12 protein-coding genes and 1 pseudogene are annotated in these 15,376 nt (G+C 66.5%); 9 read left to right on the forward strand and 4 right to left on the reverse strand.

Annotated features, from left to right (window positions below; all coding sequences use genetic code 11):
• Positions 1–12: 12 nt before the first annotated feature.
• Positions 13–1,182 carry a citrate synthase gene (locus AC07R7_RS11340; protein ID WP_494635204.1) on the reverse strand — a complete coding sequence of 390 codons (1,170 nt, stop codon included), beginning with the start codon at positions 1,180–1,182 and terminating at the stop codon, positions 13–15.
• A gap of 122 nt (positions 1,183–1,304) precedes the next feature.
• Between AC07R7_RS11340 and AC07R7_RS11345 the strand changes: the two genes are divergently transcribed.
• The 4 genes from AC07R7_RS11345 to AC07R7_RS11360 are packed head-to-tail and all read left to right on the forward strand — an operon-like array spanning position 1,305 to position 6,575.
• On the forward strand, positions 1,305–3,476 hold the full coding sequence (locus tag AC07R7_RS11345) for a TonB-dependent receptor (RefSeq protein WP_494635205.1): 2,172 nt from the start codon (positions 1,305–1,307) through the stop codon (positions 3,474–3,476).
• Between the two features lie 27 nt (positions 3,477–3,503).
• On the forward strand, positions 3,504–4,820 hold the full coding sequence (locus AC07R7_RS11350; RefSeq protein WP_494635206.1) for a CitMHS family transporter: 1,317 nt from the start codon (positions 3,504–3,506) through the stop codon (positions 4,818–4,820).
• A gap of 32 nt (positions 4,821–4,852) precedes the next feature.
• Entirely contained in the window at positions 4,853–6,283 is a 1,431-nt protein-coding gene (locus tag AC07R7_RS11355) for an acyclic terpene utilization AtuA family protein (RefSeq protein ID WP_494635207.1), read from the forward strand.
• Positions 6,267–6,575, forward strand: a complete 309-nt coding sequence (locus AC07R7_RS11360) for a DUF4387 domain-containing protein (RefSeq protein ID WP_492839893.1) — start codon at positions 6,267–6,269, stop codon at positions 6,573–6,575. Before AC07R7_RS11355 ends, AC07R7_RS11360 begins: the two co-directional genes overlap by 17 nt.
• A 170-nt stretch (positions 6,576–6,745) precedes the next feature.
• Here AC07R7_RS11360 and AC07R7_RS11365 read toward each other — a convergent pair.
• Positions 6,746–7,750 (reverse strand): annotated as a pseudogene (locus AC07R7_RS11365) (beta-1,6-N-acetylglucosaminyltransferase); the annotation flags it as partial.
• Positions 7,751–8,355: 605 nt separating this feature from the next.
• On the opposite strand from AC07R7_RS11365, the gene AC07R7_RS11370 reads away from it, so the two are divergent.
• Both AC07R7_RS11370 and AC07R7_RS11375 read left to right on the forward strand, forming a co-directional pair.
• Positions 8,356–8,559: a hypothetical protein gene (locus AC07R7_RS11370; protein WP_494635208.1), complete on the forward strand. Its 204-nt coding sequence runs from the start codon at positions 8,356–8,358 to the stop codon at positions 8,557–8,559.
• The gene (locus AC07R7_RS11375) at positions 8,556–8,741 is read left to right on the forward strand and encodes a hypothetical protein (protein WP_492839896.1); all 186 of its coding nucleotides are present in this window, start codon (positions 8,556–8,558) and stop codon (positions 8,739–8,741) included. Before AC07R7_RS11370 ends, AC07R7_RS11375 begins: the two co-directional genes overlap by 4 nt.
• Positions 8,742–8,782: 41 nt before the next feature.
• Here the strand turns inward: AC07R7_RS11375 and AC07R7_RS11380 are convergent, their stop codons facing one another.
• Together AC07R7_RS11380 and AC07R7_RS11385 are read right to left on the reverse strand one after the other, a co-directional pair.
• On the reverse strand, positions 8,783–9,247 hold the full coding sequence (locus AC07R7_RS11380; RefSeq protein WP_492839897.1) for a chemotaxis protein CheW: 465 nt from the start codon (positions 9,245–9,247) through the stop codon (positions 8,783–8,785).
• A 23-nt stretch (positions 9,248–9,270) separates the two neighbouring features.
• Positions 9,271–10,779: a methyl-accepting chemotaxis protein gene (locus AC07R7_RS11385; protein ID WP_492888696.1), complete on the reverse strand. Its 1,509-nt coding sequence runs from the start codon at positions 10,777–10,779 to the stop codon at positions 9,271–9,273.
• Between the two features lie 253 nt (positions 10,780–11,032).
• Here AC07R7_RS11385 and AC07R7_RS11390 point away from each other — a divergent pair, with 253 nt between their 5' ends.
• The 3 genes from AC07R7_RS11390 (at position 11,033) to AC07R7_RS11400 (ending at position 15,293) form a co-directional block, all read left to right on the forward strand.
• Positions 11,033–11,419 carry a PAS domain-containing protein gene (locus tag AC07R7_RS11390; RefSeq protein WP_492888695.1) on the forward strand — a complete coding sequence of 129 codons (387 nt, stop codon included), beginning with the start codon at positions 11,033–11,035 and terminating at the stop codon, positions 11,417–11,419.
• 163 nt (positions 11,420–11,582) lie between these two features.
• Entirely contained in the window at positions 11,583–12,854 is a 1,272-nt protein-coding gene (locus AC07R7_RS11395) for a TetR family transcriptional regulator (RefSeq protein ID WP_492888694.1), read from the forward strand.
• 174 nt (positions 12,855–13,028) lie between these two features.
• Positions 13,029–15,293 carry a TonB-dependent receptor gene (locus AC07R7_RS11400; protein ID WP_494635209.1) on the forward strand — a complete coding sequence of 755 codons (2,265 nt, stop codon included), beginning with the start codon at positions 13,029–13,031 and terminating at the stop codon, positions 15,291–15,293.
• Positions 15,294–15,376: the final 83 nt, after the last annotated feature.

Here is a 15,376-nt window from a genome sequence, read left to right on the forward strand (position 1 = left end):
GCGCCTTAGCTCTCAGCCCGGCAGGCGTCCGACATAGGATGCGCGCGGGCGGAAAAGTTCGTTGTCCTGATACTGCTCCATGGCGTGAGCGATCCAGCCGACCATGCGGCCCACGGTCGAAATGGCGAGCTCTTCACCCTTTAGGCCCAGGATCTTGCCCAGGAACACCGTCGGCACGATGAAGTCGGGAGCCGCGCCGGTCAGATCCTCGACCGTGTCGGCGACAATCCGCAGGCGCGCGAAGAGGGGTTCGGGAACAACGCGCTCGAGCGCGACGATCAGCGCCTGGGCGCGGGGATCCTTGTCGGCGTAAAGGTGGCCGCCGAAACCGGGGATCGGCTCGCCGATCCGGAATCGGGCCAGCACCGCCTCGCGTGGATCGCCATTCATCGCCTCCTCGATAAACCGCGCCACGGTCTCGGCGCGGCCTTGGTGCAGGCGTCGTCCCCGGCCGGCGACCAGACCGGCCATCGCCGCGCCATAGGGGGTGACCCCTGCGTTCGCGGCGGCGCGGACGGCGTAGGTGGTCGGGTCCAGTTCATGATCGGCCGCCAGGACCATGCAGCGGCGAATGATATCCGCATAGGCGGGCAAGACGCCCAGATTGCGCGCCAGGACTTCGTGGATCGGCCCCGTTTCCGAGGGCGCGCCGCCGCAGACGATCGAGGCGAAGCAGCGGACGACGCCGGCGCCCGCGCGGGCATATCCGCTGGGCGACAGATCATGGGCGCGAGGGTTGGCCTGCTCCATCAGGCTAAACAGGGCGATGGCGCGCGCGGTGCGGGGCAGGGACGAGAAAACCCTGGCGGCTTCATCGTAGTCTGGCGGCAGCACCAGCGCCGTTGCGGCGAAGGCGTCGGGTGCGTTCCAGAGCAGGCCAGCGACCTCCTCGATGCCGCCTGTCTCGGCCAGGTCGATAGCCGAGACACCGCGGTAGAACGGGCCCTTGGCGGTCATCAGCGTGACGGCGGTCGACTTGATCAGGCCGGCCGAGGGATCGGCGGGCTTGCCGCGCTTTCGCGCCCGTTCGACGTCGGCGCGCCAGTAGCGGCGGCTCTTCGAGCCCGGCTGTTTTTCCGAGCGGATGCCCTTTCGGCTGACATAAGCATAGAGGGTGGTCAGGCTGACGCCCAAGGTCTCGGCGGCTTCGCCGGCGTCCATGAAGAGCGCGTCGTCATTCATATTGATGATTTTCGTACAGATTGACGAGTCAGATCATTAGGGCTCTGTATCACCTCAAGCGCGATATCAAAATATACATTGACGAAAATTGTCAATGTGAAAGCGCAGCGGAGGGAACACCCATGAATGCTCGTCACGCCTTGCTTGCATCCGCCTGCGCCCTGGCGCTTTCGACCGCTTCGGCGACGCAGGCACAGACCGCGTCACCGACGCCGGAGGCCTCGATCATCGACGAGGTGGTGGTGACTGCCCAGAAGCGCTCGGAGAACCTGCAGGACGTGCCGCTGACCCTGTCGGTGTTCGGCGCCAAGGAGATCGAGCAGGCGCGCATCGTCCAGGTCCAGGACGTGGCCAACCGCACGCCGGGGCTCAATTTCGACACCTTCCCCAGCAGCCAGCCGCGCCCGACCCTGCGTGGCATCGGCTCGTCCGATCGAGGCGCGGCCGGCGACCCGTCGGTGTCGGTGTTCATCGACGAGGTCTACTATGGTCGCCCCTCCGCCGTCGCCTTTGACGCCTTCGACGTCGAGCGCATCGAGGTTCTGAAGGGGCCGCAAGGCACGCTGCTGGGCAAGAACGTGGTCGGCGGCGCGCTCAGCATCATCAACCACAAGCCCGAAACGGCCGCGTTCAACGCGGGCGCGTCGATCACGGTCGGCAACTATTCACGGGTGGAGGGCGCTGGCTTCGTCAACGCCCCGCTGGCCGACGGCAAGGCGGCGGTCCGTGTCAGCCTAAGTTCGCGCAACCACGACGGCTACACCAAGAACGCCTTCGCCGGCGGCGCGGCCGAGGACCAGGCCACCAACAGCGGCCGCGTGCAGCTCCTGCTGAAGCCCAGCGAGACCTTCTCGGCGGTCCTGGCCGTCGACGGCACGCGCGATCGCGGCAATGGCGACGCGCGCCACGTCGTGCAGGTGGATCCCAGCGTACCGGCCGGCGCCCTGTGGCGGATCAACGGCCAGCGCGACCAGTATTTCGCCGAGAACAACGGCCGCAACGACCGCGACACCTGGGGCGTGCGGGCCAATCTCAGCTGGGACCTGCCTTTCGCGTCCCTGACCTATATCGGCTCGTATCGCGACCTGACCTACCACTACGCCGAGGACTTCGACGGCGGCAATCCGAGCATCTACGCCCTGAATTTTCGAGGCGGCCAGGACGAGAACACCAACTTCCACAGCCATGAACTACGGGCCTCGGCGCTGCCCAGCTCGAAGCTGCGCTGGGTGGTGGGCGGCTATTATTTTGGCGCGGACACGCAGCGGACCGACAGTCTTCTGGCCGACATCAAGTCGCGCCCGACGCCGCCGGCCACCTATGCGGCCAAGGACCTTTTCCACCAGGACGCCCAGACGACCAGCTGGGCGCTGTTCGGCGACGCCACCTGGCCGGTGACCGCCAAGATCAATGTCTTCGGCGGCCTGCGTTATTCCAAGGACAAGAAGGACTACGCGCTCAACAACCTGGACTCCACGGCCCTGCTGCGCGCCGCGGCCCGTTACAGCATCGATACGAGCCACAGCTGGGACAAGCTGACCTGGCGGATCGGCGGCGACGTCTCACCCAGCGACAACGTCATGCTGTACGGCGTGATCTCGACCGGCTTCAAGAGCGGCGGCTACCAGGACACGCCGTCAACGGCGACCTCGGCCGCCACCCCGTTCAATCCCGAGACCGCCACCCTCTACGAACTCGGCGCCAAGACCACGCTGCTGGATCGTCGCCTGACCTGGAACACCTCGATCTACCAGACCGACTACCAGGACCTGCAGGTGCGCAGCACCCGGGGCTTCGACACCATCACCACCAACGCCGGCACCGCGCGCATCCGGGGTCTGGAGACCTCGCTGGACGCGCGACTGAGCCCGCGGATGCGGGTCGGCGCCAGCTACGCCTATACGGACGGCAAGTTCCTGGAGTTGGTCGATCGCGGGCAGGATCGCTCGGGCAACCACATGACCCGCAGCCCCAGGCACAAGATCACCCTGTCGCCCAGTTACGCACAGCCCTTCGCTTCAGGCGCGCGCCTGACCGGAACCGTCGACCTCGCCTACGAGAGCAAGGTCTGGGACGATATCGACAACAACCCGATCACGGTCCGCAAGCCCAAGCTGCTGGCCGACGCGCGCCTGGTCTACGACAGCGCCGATGGCCACTGGAACCTGTCGGTGTGGGGCAAGAACCTGACCGACCGCTACTATCGGACCCACCAGGTCGTGTTCCAGGGCGCGGACCTCGTCACTTTCGGCGCGCCGCGGACGTTCGGCGCGACCCTGAACTGGAAGTACTAGGATGATCGCCAAACCCTGGAGGCGGTCATGAACCTGGCGCTGCTCGGCTTCCTGATGGTGATCAGCTTCATGACGCTGATCATGACCAAGCGGTTGTCCGCCGTAACGGCCCTGATCGTCGTGCCGATCCTGTTCGGTCTGCTGGCGGGGGCGGGGCCTGATCTGGGCGGCATGATCATCAAAGGCGTCGCCCAGCTGGCGCCCACCGCCCTGATGCTGGCCTTCGCGGTGCTCTATTTTGGCGTCATGATCGACGCGGGCCTGTTCGATCCGCTGGTCCGGCTCGTGCTGAAGACGGTGGGGGATGACCCCGTCCGCGTCACCGTCGGCACCGCCTTGCTGGCGATGGTGGTGTCGCTGGACGGCGACGGCGCGACCACGGCGCTGGTGACGATCTCGGCGCTGCTGCCAGTCTATCGCCGCTTGAAGCTGAACCCGCTGATCCTGGCCCTGCTGCTGGGGCTCAGCAACACGATCGTCAACCTCACGCCCTGGGGCGGACCGACCGCGCGCGCCGCCACGGCGTTGCGTCTCGAGCCCAGCGCGGTGTTCCTGCCGATGATCCCGGCCATGTTGATCGGCCTAGCCGGCGTCCTGGTCCTGGCCTGGTGGTTGGGAAACGGGGAGCGTAAGCGTCTGGGGCGCCTGGGGCTGGAGCCCGTCGTGACGGGGGAGGGGGGGAATCCGCGTCTCGACCTCCCCGACGACCCGACGATCAAGCGCCCCAAGCTGATCTGGTTCAACCTGGCCCTGACCCTGGCCCTGGTGGCCGGCTTGGTGACGGGTCTGGCGCCGCTGCCGGTGCTGATGATGGGCGCCTTCGCGATCGCCGCCATCGTCAACTATCCCGACATCGCCAGCCAGCGGAAGCGCGTGGCCGCCCACGCCAACAACGTTCTGGGCGTCGTCCTGCTGATCTTCGCGGCCGGGGCCTTCACCGGCATCCTTTCGGGGACCGGCATGGTCAAGGCCATGGCCGACGCGACCCTGGTGGCGATCCCGCCAAGCCTTGGGCCCTATCTGGCCCCGATCACGGCCCTGATCAGCATGCCGATGACCTTCTTCATGTCCAACGACGCCTTCTATTTTGGCGTCCTGCCGGTGATCGCCGAAACGGCCGCGAAATTCGGCGTGCCGGCCGAAGCGATCGCTCGCGCCTCGCTGGTCGGCCAGCCGGTGCACGGGCTGAGCCCCCTGATCGCGGCGATCTACCTGGTCACCGGTCTGCTGAAGGTCGAGGTCGGCGAGGCCCAGCGGTTCTCGCTGAAGTGGGCGATCGCCGCCTGTCTCCTGCTGCTGGTCGCCGCCCTGGCCACCGGCGCCTTCCCCTTGCGAGCCGGCTAGTGGCTCGAAACGATTTTCCGAAGGATGTCTCCATGTACGACGGCAAGCTACCGGAGGGCGGCGTCAAGGTCCTGGTGCCTTGTGGGGCGCTGGGCGGCGGTGTGCGGCCCGACGAGGTCGAGGCGGGCCTGGCCGCCGGCGCCCACGCCATCGCCCTGGACGCCGGCTCCACCGACAGCGGCCCGGCGTATCTGGGCACGGGCAAGTCCAAGTACAGCCGCGCGGCGGTCAAGCGCGACCTCTCGATCCTGATGGCGGCCCGGGCCAGGGCCGGAATCCCGCTGCTGGTCGGTTCATGTGGCACCTCTGGTTGTGACGAGGCCGTCGACTGGACCCTGGAGATCGTGAGGGAGATCGCGGTCGAGCAGGGGATCTCGCCCAGGATCGCGGTGCTCTATTCCGAGCAGGACAAGGCCGTGCTGAAGGCCCGCAACGCGCAGGGCCGTATCTATCCTCTACCGCCTTTGGGCGCGCTGGATGACGGCGTCATTGATGACTGCGCCCACATCGTCGCCCTGCTTGGGCCCGAGCCCTATGTCGCCGCGCTGCGGGCTGGCGCCGAGATCGTGCTGGGCGGACGCACCACGGATACAGCGGTCCTGGCCGCCGTGCCTCTGATGCTGGGCGCCGCCGCCGGTCCGGCCTGGCACGGCGCCAAGGTCGCCGAGTGCGGGGGGCAATGCACGGTCAATCCGATGAACCCCGGCATTCTGTTCTCGGTCGACGACGAAGGCTTCGACATCGCGCCGCTTTCGCCGGACAACCGCTGCGAGCCGCACACCGTCTCGGCCCACATGCTCTACGAGAACAGCGATCCGTTCCGTCTGGTTGAACCCGGCGGCGTGCTGGACGTCACCGGTTCGGTCTACCTCGCGTTGGACGATCGCAGCGTGCGGGTCACCGGCTCGCGATGGACGCCCGGACCCTACACCATGAAGCTGGAAGGGGCCGCTGGCGGGCCATTTCAAACGGTCATGCTGGTGGGGATCGAGGACCCCGCGGTGCTGGCCGATCTCGAAGGGTTCATGGCGCGAATGGCGCAGGCGCTAAACGAGCGCATCCATCGCGCCATGGGCGACGCGGCCGGCGACTTCGACATTTCGCTACGCGCCTATGGCTGGAACGCTGTCTCAGGTCAGACGCCAGGAGCCGGAACCCCGCCGCCGCGTGAGGTGGGCCTGCTGTTCGTGGCCACGGCCGAAAGCCAAGCCCTGGCCACCCAGATCGCCAAGGCCTGCAATCCCTATTTCTTCCATTTTCCTGTCCGCATGGGCATCGAGCTGCCCAGCTACGCCTTCCCGTTCTCCCCGGCCGAGATCGAGCGGGGCCAGGTCTTCGAGTTCAAGCTCAATCATGTTGTCGAGACCACGGATCCCTTCGAACTGGTTCGCACGCGCTGGGTCGACCTTGACCAGGACAACCTCGAACAAGGCAAGGAGGCGGACCATGGTCACGCTGCGTGAGGTCTGCCACCAGGTGCGCTCGAAGAACGCCGGGCCCTTTTGGGTGACGATTGACGTCTTCTTCGACGGACCGGAGTCCTATGCGCGGTTCAAGGACGCGCCCGCGCTCTCGGCCGAGGCGATCGGCGAGGCCTACGGCGCCGATCCGACACAGGTGAAGCGCTTCGCCGTCGACTCCCTGAGCGTGCTGAAGATCTCCTATCCCAGGAAGTCGCCCCAAGGTGGCGTCGTCGAGCGCGATATGCACAGCGGGCAGCAGTATGTCCGCCTCCTGGACGTGTTGCTCGAATAGCGCGAGCTCTTAGTCGACTGTCCATGTGCCCGCGGTGGCGGGAGCGGGATCTAGGGCGATGGAGACCTGGAGTCGCGGTCGCGCTAGCCGGGCGCCGGCTGGATGGCCTTCAGAAGGACAATCCAGCCGCGACTCCTTGATCGACTGAAGGAGACACCGGTTCGCGGTGTCTAGGCCACCAACATCGCGAGCGGATCGGGGACGGCCGCCAGAGCGCGCTCGCTGGCGACGAGCTGGGTCCGCAGATGGGATTCCAGGATGTCGAGGATCTCCCCATCAACCTCGGCGTCGAACTTGCGCGCGAAGAGGTCCGAGCTCGACGTCAGCCTGTCCGCGTCGGCCTTGGTGAACGTGCGGGGGCGAAGCTTGATGTCTCCGTCGGGGACCCAGTCGATCATCCGCAGGTCGTCGTTGACGATCTCGCCATGCATGGCGGTGTTCATCATCACGGTCTGGAAGAAGCCCTCATCGGCGATGAAGGTGTTGCGGTAGAAGGCCTTGTAGCGATCGACCGACGGGTCATGGCAGACGAACTCGCAGAACGCCCGGCTGACGATCTTCCACTGATTGCCGATATAGGGCGTGGCGTCGTTCAAGAAGAGCCGCGTGACCAGGCTGTCGATGATGCGGCCGCCCTGTTCGACCACGTGCCCGAGAACGCGGCCCATGGTTTCGGGGCGACTCCTGGCCTGGTCGAGGACCCGGATGAACTCCCGGCCCCGGTTGGCGTCGAGAAAGTCCCGGATGCGGCCCTGCGTCGCGAGCGGAAAGTCCTGGCCGCTCAGGTTGATGAAGTAGTCCCACCGGGCGTCCATCTCGAGCAGCCGGGCCATGCCGCGCAGCTCGGCGTCGACCAGGCTGTAGCCGCCCCACAGGGCGCGCTTGCTCTCCAGGACGGCGGCGTTGGGATAGGCGGCGAGGAACGCGCGCAGGTCGTTCTCCAGCTCAGGGCCGGCGTTCTTATCGACATGGACGAGGTAGTGGTTGGCCGGATCGTGGATCGCCTTGAACAGCCGCTTGAACTGTTCGGGATAGCGATGGACCAGGATCAGGTAGGCGATTGTCGGCGGCGCGCGGCGGGGGGCTTGGATCAAGACCTGGCGCCTCGCGGGGCCCGGGGGGCGATGGGATGGGGTCGCGAGGGCTGGCCGCTGGTCGAGCGGAGATCTTCCAAGCCCTTAGGGCCCGAGGGGCGAGTTCCGGGGGAGGTGTTCACGGCGTGGCCTTTTCGTCGAGCGCGCCGGTCCGCGGCGCTCGGTCGTCTGGGGGCTGGCCGCTATTTCTTGCGCGGCGCCAGGGTCTGCGAGAGCGTCGGGGGGGCGGCGGCGATCACCTTGGGTTTGGCGGTCTTGGGTTTGCGGACTTCACGATTGCCTTTGGACAAGAGAGTTTTCCTTTCAAGGGCCGTGGGGGAGGGGGCGAGCGTGCGCGCGGAGGCCGGGCCAAGCCCGACCTGAAGCGGTCGACCGTGATTTGATGTCTGGAAGAGAGCGTCTGGGCGCCCCGGCTTCGGGACCTTGGGACCGTCCGCTGGGAGGGGCAGGGCCGGATGGCGTTACTGCGCGCCTCGGCAAGACCCTAGCACGCGCGGCCGCGGGGCGGGGAAAAGATTGCGTCGTGGGGAGCTATTGGCCTTGGATCGCGCTATCTTGTCCGGGCCACGGATTACCCCGCGCCATGCGGGCTCGTCGGCCTGGAGGGACGTCATGTCCTCCCCCTCGAACAGTCCAGTCCGCGAGCTCACGCGCGCGGTATTTCAATGAACCCGTGGGGCGCCGTGTTGGCGATCTTCGGCGTGCGCCAGGTTTCGATGCGGGATGTGCGGGCCGAGGCCTTCTTCCTTGGCGGTCGGCACAAGGGCGAGATCCGGGAGGGGGCGCGGAAGGAACTGCTGGCGCCGGGCCTCCATCCCGATCGCGCGGCCCTGCTGCGGGCGGTCATTCGCATGACCCCGCGGTCCACGATCGGGGAGGCGCGCCCATGACCGACGAAGACGCCCAGGCGATGCGTCGCGAGAACGACTATCTCAAGCGCCGGAACGCCCAGTTGCAGAACGACATCACCAGCCTCGGCGGCCAGGTGCTGCGCATGCGGCAGGAACTGGAGCGGTCGAGCGGTGGCCACCCGGGTCAGGCGCCGAACCCGCTCGCGAGCGGACAATCGTAACGCTGGCCGCTCTTGATAGTGGGGGCTGAAGCGAGTGCTTCCTACGCGACGAGACGCTGGGCTGGCAGAAGCGCGCTCACGACCAGCCGGCTGAGCAAGCGATCCCCAATCGGGATGATGGCGTCGACGAAAAGGTCCGATGTCGTGGTTTCGATCTGCGGAGGCTCCTGCAGCACGCTGGCGTCCACTTGGAAGGTTTCCTGAACGCCGTCGACGAGGACGCCGGCCAACTGCGCGCCGTGCTGGATCACGACGATGACGTGGCGCGACGAGACTTCGGTCATGCCTAAACCCAAGCGACAGCGCAGGTCGATGACCGGCATCACCGCGCCCCGAAGGTTGATGACCCCCAGCATGTAGCTCGGGGTGTGCGGCATCTGCGTCGCCGCGGTCCAACCCCGAATCTCTCTCACGCTGCGAATGTCGATACAGAACTCTTGGCCGCCGATCTCGAAGGAGATCAGCTCCAGTTTGCCCGCGCTGGGCAGGCTGCTCTCGCTCACCATCTGGCCGTCTCCCTCGACGCGGGTCAGAACTCTTCCCAGGACTGCGCCGCCGCCTGAGCGCCGCCACCGGGCCGCGCGAAAGCGGCTATCCTGGCCTGGGCTCGCGCCACGGGATTGGCCGCTGGCGCATGACGACCAGGCTGAGCGCGTTCGACGCGCGTGGCGGGCGCGCCGGTCTGGAAGCGCGCGACCAGCGAGGCCAGCTCGGCGGCTTCGGTTTTCAGATTGGCGGCCGCGGCGGTGGCTTCCTCGACCATGGCGGCGTTCTGCTGGGTGACCTGATCCATCTGATTGACAGCGGTATTGACCTCATTCAGGCCGGTGGCTTGTTCCTGCGACGACGTGGCGATTTCGGAGATCAGGACATCGATCTCGGCGATCTTGGTCACGATCCCGGTCAGCGCTTGGCCGGTGTCGCCGACGAGCTTGACGCCGCGTTCGACCTGGGCGGTGCTGCTGGCGATCAAGGTCTTGATCTCCTTGGCCGCTTCAGCCGACCGCTGGGCCAAAGCCCGGACCTCCTGGGCGACGACGGCAAAGCCGCGCCCGGCTTCACCCGCCCGAGCGGCTTCGACGCCGGCGTTCAAGGCCAGGAGGTTGGTCTGGAAAGCGATTTCGTCGATCACGCCAATGATCTGGGTGATCTGACCTGAACTCTGCTCGATCTCGCCCATGGCGGAGACCGCGTCGCGCATGACCTCACCCGAGCGGGCGGCGTCGGTTCGCGCGCCCGAAGCGGCGGATGAAGCCTGCTTGGCCCCTTCGGCGCTTCGCTTGACGGTGGCCGTGATCTCGTCCAGGGCCGCAGCCGTCTGCTCCAGGCTGGCGGCCTGCTGCTCCGTGCGGCGCGACAGGTCGTCCGAAGCGCTGGAGATTTCATCGGCGCCGGCGCGCAAGCCGCCCGTCGTCGCCGTAATCCCACTCATGGCTTCGCGCAGGCTGTCGATCGCGGCGTTGAAGTCGTCCTTGATTTGCGCATAGCGACCCAGGAATTGGGCGCTGATCCGAGCCGTCAGGTCACCTTGCGCCATGCGTTTGAGGCTTTCGGCGAGATTGGCGACAACCTCCTCCTGCTCTTCCGCCGCGCGTTGCCGCTCGCCCTCGGAACGCATTCGCTCATTCTCGATGGCCGTGACGTCGGTGGCGAACTTGATGACCTTATAGGGCTTGCCGTTCTCATCGAGCACGGGGTTGTACGAAGCTTGGATCCAGCATTCGGCGCCCCCCTTGCCGATTCGCAGGAACTTGCGCGCGACGAACTGTCCGCTGTTGAGCTCATTCCAGAAGGCGCGATAGTCGGCGCTCGCCGCTTCGGCTGGCGGGACGAAAATGCTGTGGTGTTTTCCGACGACTTCCTCCGCCCGGTAACCCAGGGCGTTCAGGAAGTTGGCGTTGGCCCGAAGGATCGTTCCATCGAGCTTAAACTCGATCACCGCCTGGGACCGGTCCATGGCGGCGACCTGAGCCTTTAGCTCGCGCAGCTCGGCGACGATGGCGGCTTGCTTGGTCTTGGCCGTATTCGAAAACAGCATGGCGGTTCGATTTCGCTCTAAGAACATTGTTGCATGAACGTTGCTGCAAAATACTAACGAGGTGCTAATTTCCTATTCAAAGGGCAGATGTGACGCAGGCAAAGCCTCCCCAAACTGAGCAACCACCTGAAAGCGCGACGATTGGCCACGGTTAACAGCAAGTGAATTGCAATCTGGCCGATCTCATCTAAGCCGCAGTCGCGGTGGGTGAGTTCAGTGCGTGGGTTGTGAGAGTATGGGCTTAGAGGATCTAGTGGCCGCCCTGACAGCCGCCTCGGAGACGGCGGTGGTTGTCACGGATGGCGAGCTTTCGCATCCAGGGCCGACCATCCTGTACGTCAATGGCGCCTTCGAGCGCATGACCGGTTATTCGAGTTCGGAACTGGTGGGGCAAACGCCCCGGTTGCTTCAAGGCGAGAAGACCAGTCTCGCGACGCGCCGCACGCTGGCGCGCGCGCTGCGCGAAGGAAAGCGGATGAAGGTCGCCTTGATCAACTATCGCAAGTCGGGCGAGGCCTATCGGTGTGAGGTCGAGGTCTTTCCGATCCACGACAGGGACGGCGTGCTGGTCAACGCCGTGGCGCTGGAGCGTGAAGTGCGGCGACGACCGGGGCGACGTTCGGTGATGGGGGAGGCCTAAGGGGCCTTAAGGCGGTGCTCTGGGACGGATCGGCCGATTGCGCCATGAGATCCGACTGACGCCGCCGTGCAACGGGCGGAATGTTGTCGGGCGGGCGAGCAGAAACGCGCGGCGCGCGCCGGAATCTGGCTTACATAGCGCGATGCCAGCACGATCGGACCCGATGGCCTTCACCGCTCCTGACCGCGACGACGCCCGTGCGCGGACGGTGGCGGCGGCCATGGACATCGTGGCGGGGCAGGGGCTGGCGGCGCTGTCGGTGCGCGACCTCGCCGCGGCGATCGGCAAGAGCACGACCGTCATCTTCAATCTCTTCCAGACCAAGGCCGGGGTGCTGGGCGCCATGGTCGAGGCGGCGATGGAGGAAGATCTGGCGTTCCATGACGCCTTTCTGTCCCAGGTCGACGGACTGGTCCTGGATCAGCGGCGAATGGTCGACATCACCGCGCGCTACGTCCTGGCGCGGGCCGAGCCCTCGGCGCGCTTCGCCCGGATCTGGGAAGAGGTTCTGATCGATCCCGAGGCCGCCCAGGCGGCGCGCGAACCGCTGGCGCGCTGGCTGGCGATGCGGCGAAGCAAGCTGGAGGGGCTGCTGGCCCGTGACGCCCGGCTCGCGCGCCTGGGCGCGGTCTATCTGCCCTATCTGCTGATGGAAGAGCTTTACGCCGCGGCCCTGGCGCGGCGGCTCGACTACGAACTGCTGCTTCGCGAGAGCCTGGAGGGGTTGTTGGCCATGGCGTTCGGTGAGCCGTCCGGCGGCGAGGCCAAGGTGGCGCGATGGTTCACCGACGCCCTGGTTCTGCCGGAGCCGCCCAGCAAGCGTCACGCGCCGGGGTCGGTGAAGATGCGTCTGCTGGACATCGCCGCCGACCAGATCCTGGAGCGCGGCATCGGGGCGGTCACCAACCGCGCCGTGACCCAGACGGCCGGGGTCTCGACCTCGACCATCCTCTATCATTTCGCCGACATGCGCTCGTTCCTGACCGAAGCGATCTGGCACAGCGTGTTTCGCGAAATCCCCGACTATCTGGACACCCGCAGTCCGCGCGACCGCGAGCGGCCGGCCGACCTGGAGGGCCTGGCGGCGCTGCTGGCGCCGACCTTGCGGCCGGGATCATCCGAAGACCCGGGGCGCGCCGGCTTCTACGTCAAGTACGCCCGCCTGATCGCGCAGATCTGCCTGATCGCCCGGCGCGACGCCGCCTTCGAGAACATGGCCATGCTGCTGCGTGGCCCCGAAGGCGGCGGCACCTATGCGCGGCGCGAGGCCGTGTGGCCGCCGACGTTCGACATGACCCGCCTCGGCGCCATGCGTTTCGCGATCTGGATCAAGGGCTCGGCCCTGTTGAGCGCGGCCTTCCCTGAGACCGAGGCTCAAGGGGCGGAAGCGCGGCTTGGCGCGGCGGCGCTGGCCCTGGTGCCCGTGACCGCGTAGCGCGTCGAACGAACGATATTATTCAATTCTCTCATTGGTTGTGTTTCGCCCAGGGGCGCGTGAAAGAGTTCCTTCGTTCGGGCTTCATCAAAGCGACACGGGCCGCTCCTATATCCCCTTCGATGTCGAACAACTGATTTTTCCGGCCGTTTGTCGTCGGGAAGAGGGGGCGTGATGCGTGTACTGTCGAAAGTGAAATTCGTGGCTCTGCTGATGGGAAGCGCCGCGATCTTCGCGGGGCCGGCCATGGCGGCCGAGGCGGTCGCTCCGGCGGCGGATGAGGCCAGTTCCACCCGTCTGGACGAGGTCACGGTGACGGCGCGACGCCGCGCCGAATCCGAGCAGAAGGTCGCCGCCGCCCTGACCGTGGTCAGCGGCGCCGAACTGGACCGCCGCAACATCCAGACCGTCAACGACCTGGAAAACAGCGTCCCGAACCTGGAGGTCACCAGCCAGCTGGGCGGCGGCCAGCCGCAGTTCCGCATCCGTGGCGTCGGCCTGACCGACTATGCCGCCAACAATACCGGCACCGTCGGCGTCTATGTCGACGAGGTCGCCTATCCCTACGGCTCGATGACCCAGGGCGCGCTGTTCGACGTGGCCCGCATCGAGGTGCTGCGCGGTCCGCAGGGCATCCTCTACGGTCGTAACACCACCGGCGGCGCGGTCAGCGTCATCACCAACGCCCCGACCCAGACCTTCGACGCGGGCCTGACCGCGTCTTACGGCCGCTTCAATGCCGCCCATGTCGACGGCTTCGTCTCGGGTCCGTTGACCGAGACCCTGTCGGCCCGCCTGGCCATGACCACCGACCAGGGCGGCGCCTGGCAGTATCACCGCGACACCCATGAAAAGCTGGGCGACAAGGACCGCTGGGCCGCCCGGCTGAAGCTGGACTGGAAGCCGAGCGACGTCACCGAGATCGACGGCTCGCTGCGCTACAACCGCGACAAGTCCGACGGCCTGGGCCTGCGTCTGGTCACCCGCGCCTTCCAGTCGCACAACTACGCCCCGATCGGTAAGCTCTACCCGATCGACAGCGACCCGCGGATCACCGGCTGGGGCATCACGCCCTATTTCGCCAATCTGATCGGCGCCTCGACCAACGCCAAGCCGTTCCGCGACAACGAGGGCGTCGGCGCCAACGTCCGCCTGCGCCACGACTTCGGCTGGGCCGCCCTGACGGCGGTGGTCGGCTACGAGACCTTCAAGCGTCGCGAGTTCAACGACTGGGACGCCACGGCCTCGAACGAAGCCGGCACCTTCTTCTTCAACGATATCGACACCCTGTCGCAGGAAGTGCGCCTGGCCTCGCGTGGCGACCAGGCGTTCCGCTGGCTGGCCGGCCTCTACCACTCCACGGAGTCCGTCGACGGCGGCTTCTATTCGGACTTCTCGGAAGCCTCGACGCTGAAGAACTGGTTCTCGACCACCTACAAGCAGGACGTCGAGACCACGGGCGCCTTCTTCAACCTCGATTACGACCTGACCAGCCGCTTCACCCTGTCGGGCGGCCTGCGTTACGAGGACGAGACCCGCGAGCTGAAGGGCTTCAAGACCGAGATCCTGGCCCCGACCTACTCGCGGCTGGCCAACACCGACAAGGACCGCCACATGGGCGAATGGTCCGGCAAGGTCGGCGGCGAGTACCATTTCACCAAGGACGTGCTGGGCTATGCCAGCGTGGCGCGCGGCGTGAAGTCGGGCGGCTTCACCACCTACAACAGCGGCCTGCCCACGCAGCTGGACCCGTTCGATCCGGAGAAGCTGATCGCCTACGAGGCGGGCCTGCGCTCGGAGTTCTTCGACCGCCGCCTGCGCGTCAACCTGGCCGCCTTCTACTACGACTACCGCGACCAGCAGCTGCAGGGCGTGCTCTACACCCAGACCGGCCGCGTCGGCCGGATCATCAACGTCCCCAAGTCGCACATCGAGGGCGGCGAGCTGGAGATCACCTGGAAGCCGACGGCGCGCCTGACGATCAGCCAGTCGCTGGGCTACAAGTACGGTCAGTATGACGAGTTCTTCTTCGTCAACGCCACCGCCACCGAGGCGGCCAAGGACCCGGTGACGGGCCAATACAACAAGATCGTCTACAGCGACCGCTCGGGCGAGCGCCTGCCGTTCCCGCGCACCGACTACAAGGGCGCCATCAGCTACGTGATGGACGTCGGCGCCTGGCAGGTCGAGGCCGAGACCAACTACAACTACCGCAGCGACATGTTCAGCACGTCGTCCAACTCGGTGATCGGCGACTACTGGCTGTTCAACGCCAGCCTGACGGCCCGCCCGGCCAACGGCAAGTACGCGGTCGGCGTCTGGGTCAACAACGCCACCGACGACTATTTCGAAGAGACCCGCAACGCCTTCATCTCGGCGGCGACGGCTTCGCCGCACGAGCCGCGCACCTATGGCGTTCGGGTCAGCTGGCGCTATTGATCGACGGCCGTTTCCCCTTCGGCCATCGGCCTCGCCGCGGCGCGCGTTTCGCGCCGCGGCGAGGTTTCCTCGTTCTGGATAGG

It is taken from the genome of Caulobacter sp. GW821-FHT05F04 (assembly GCF_059419665.1).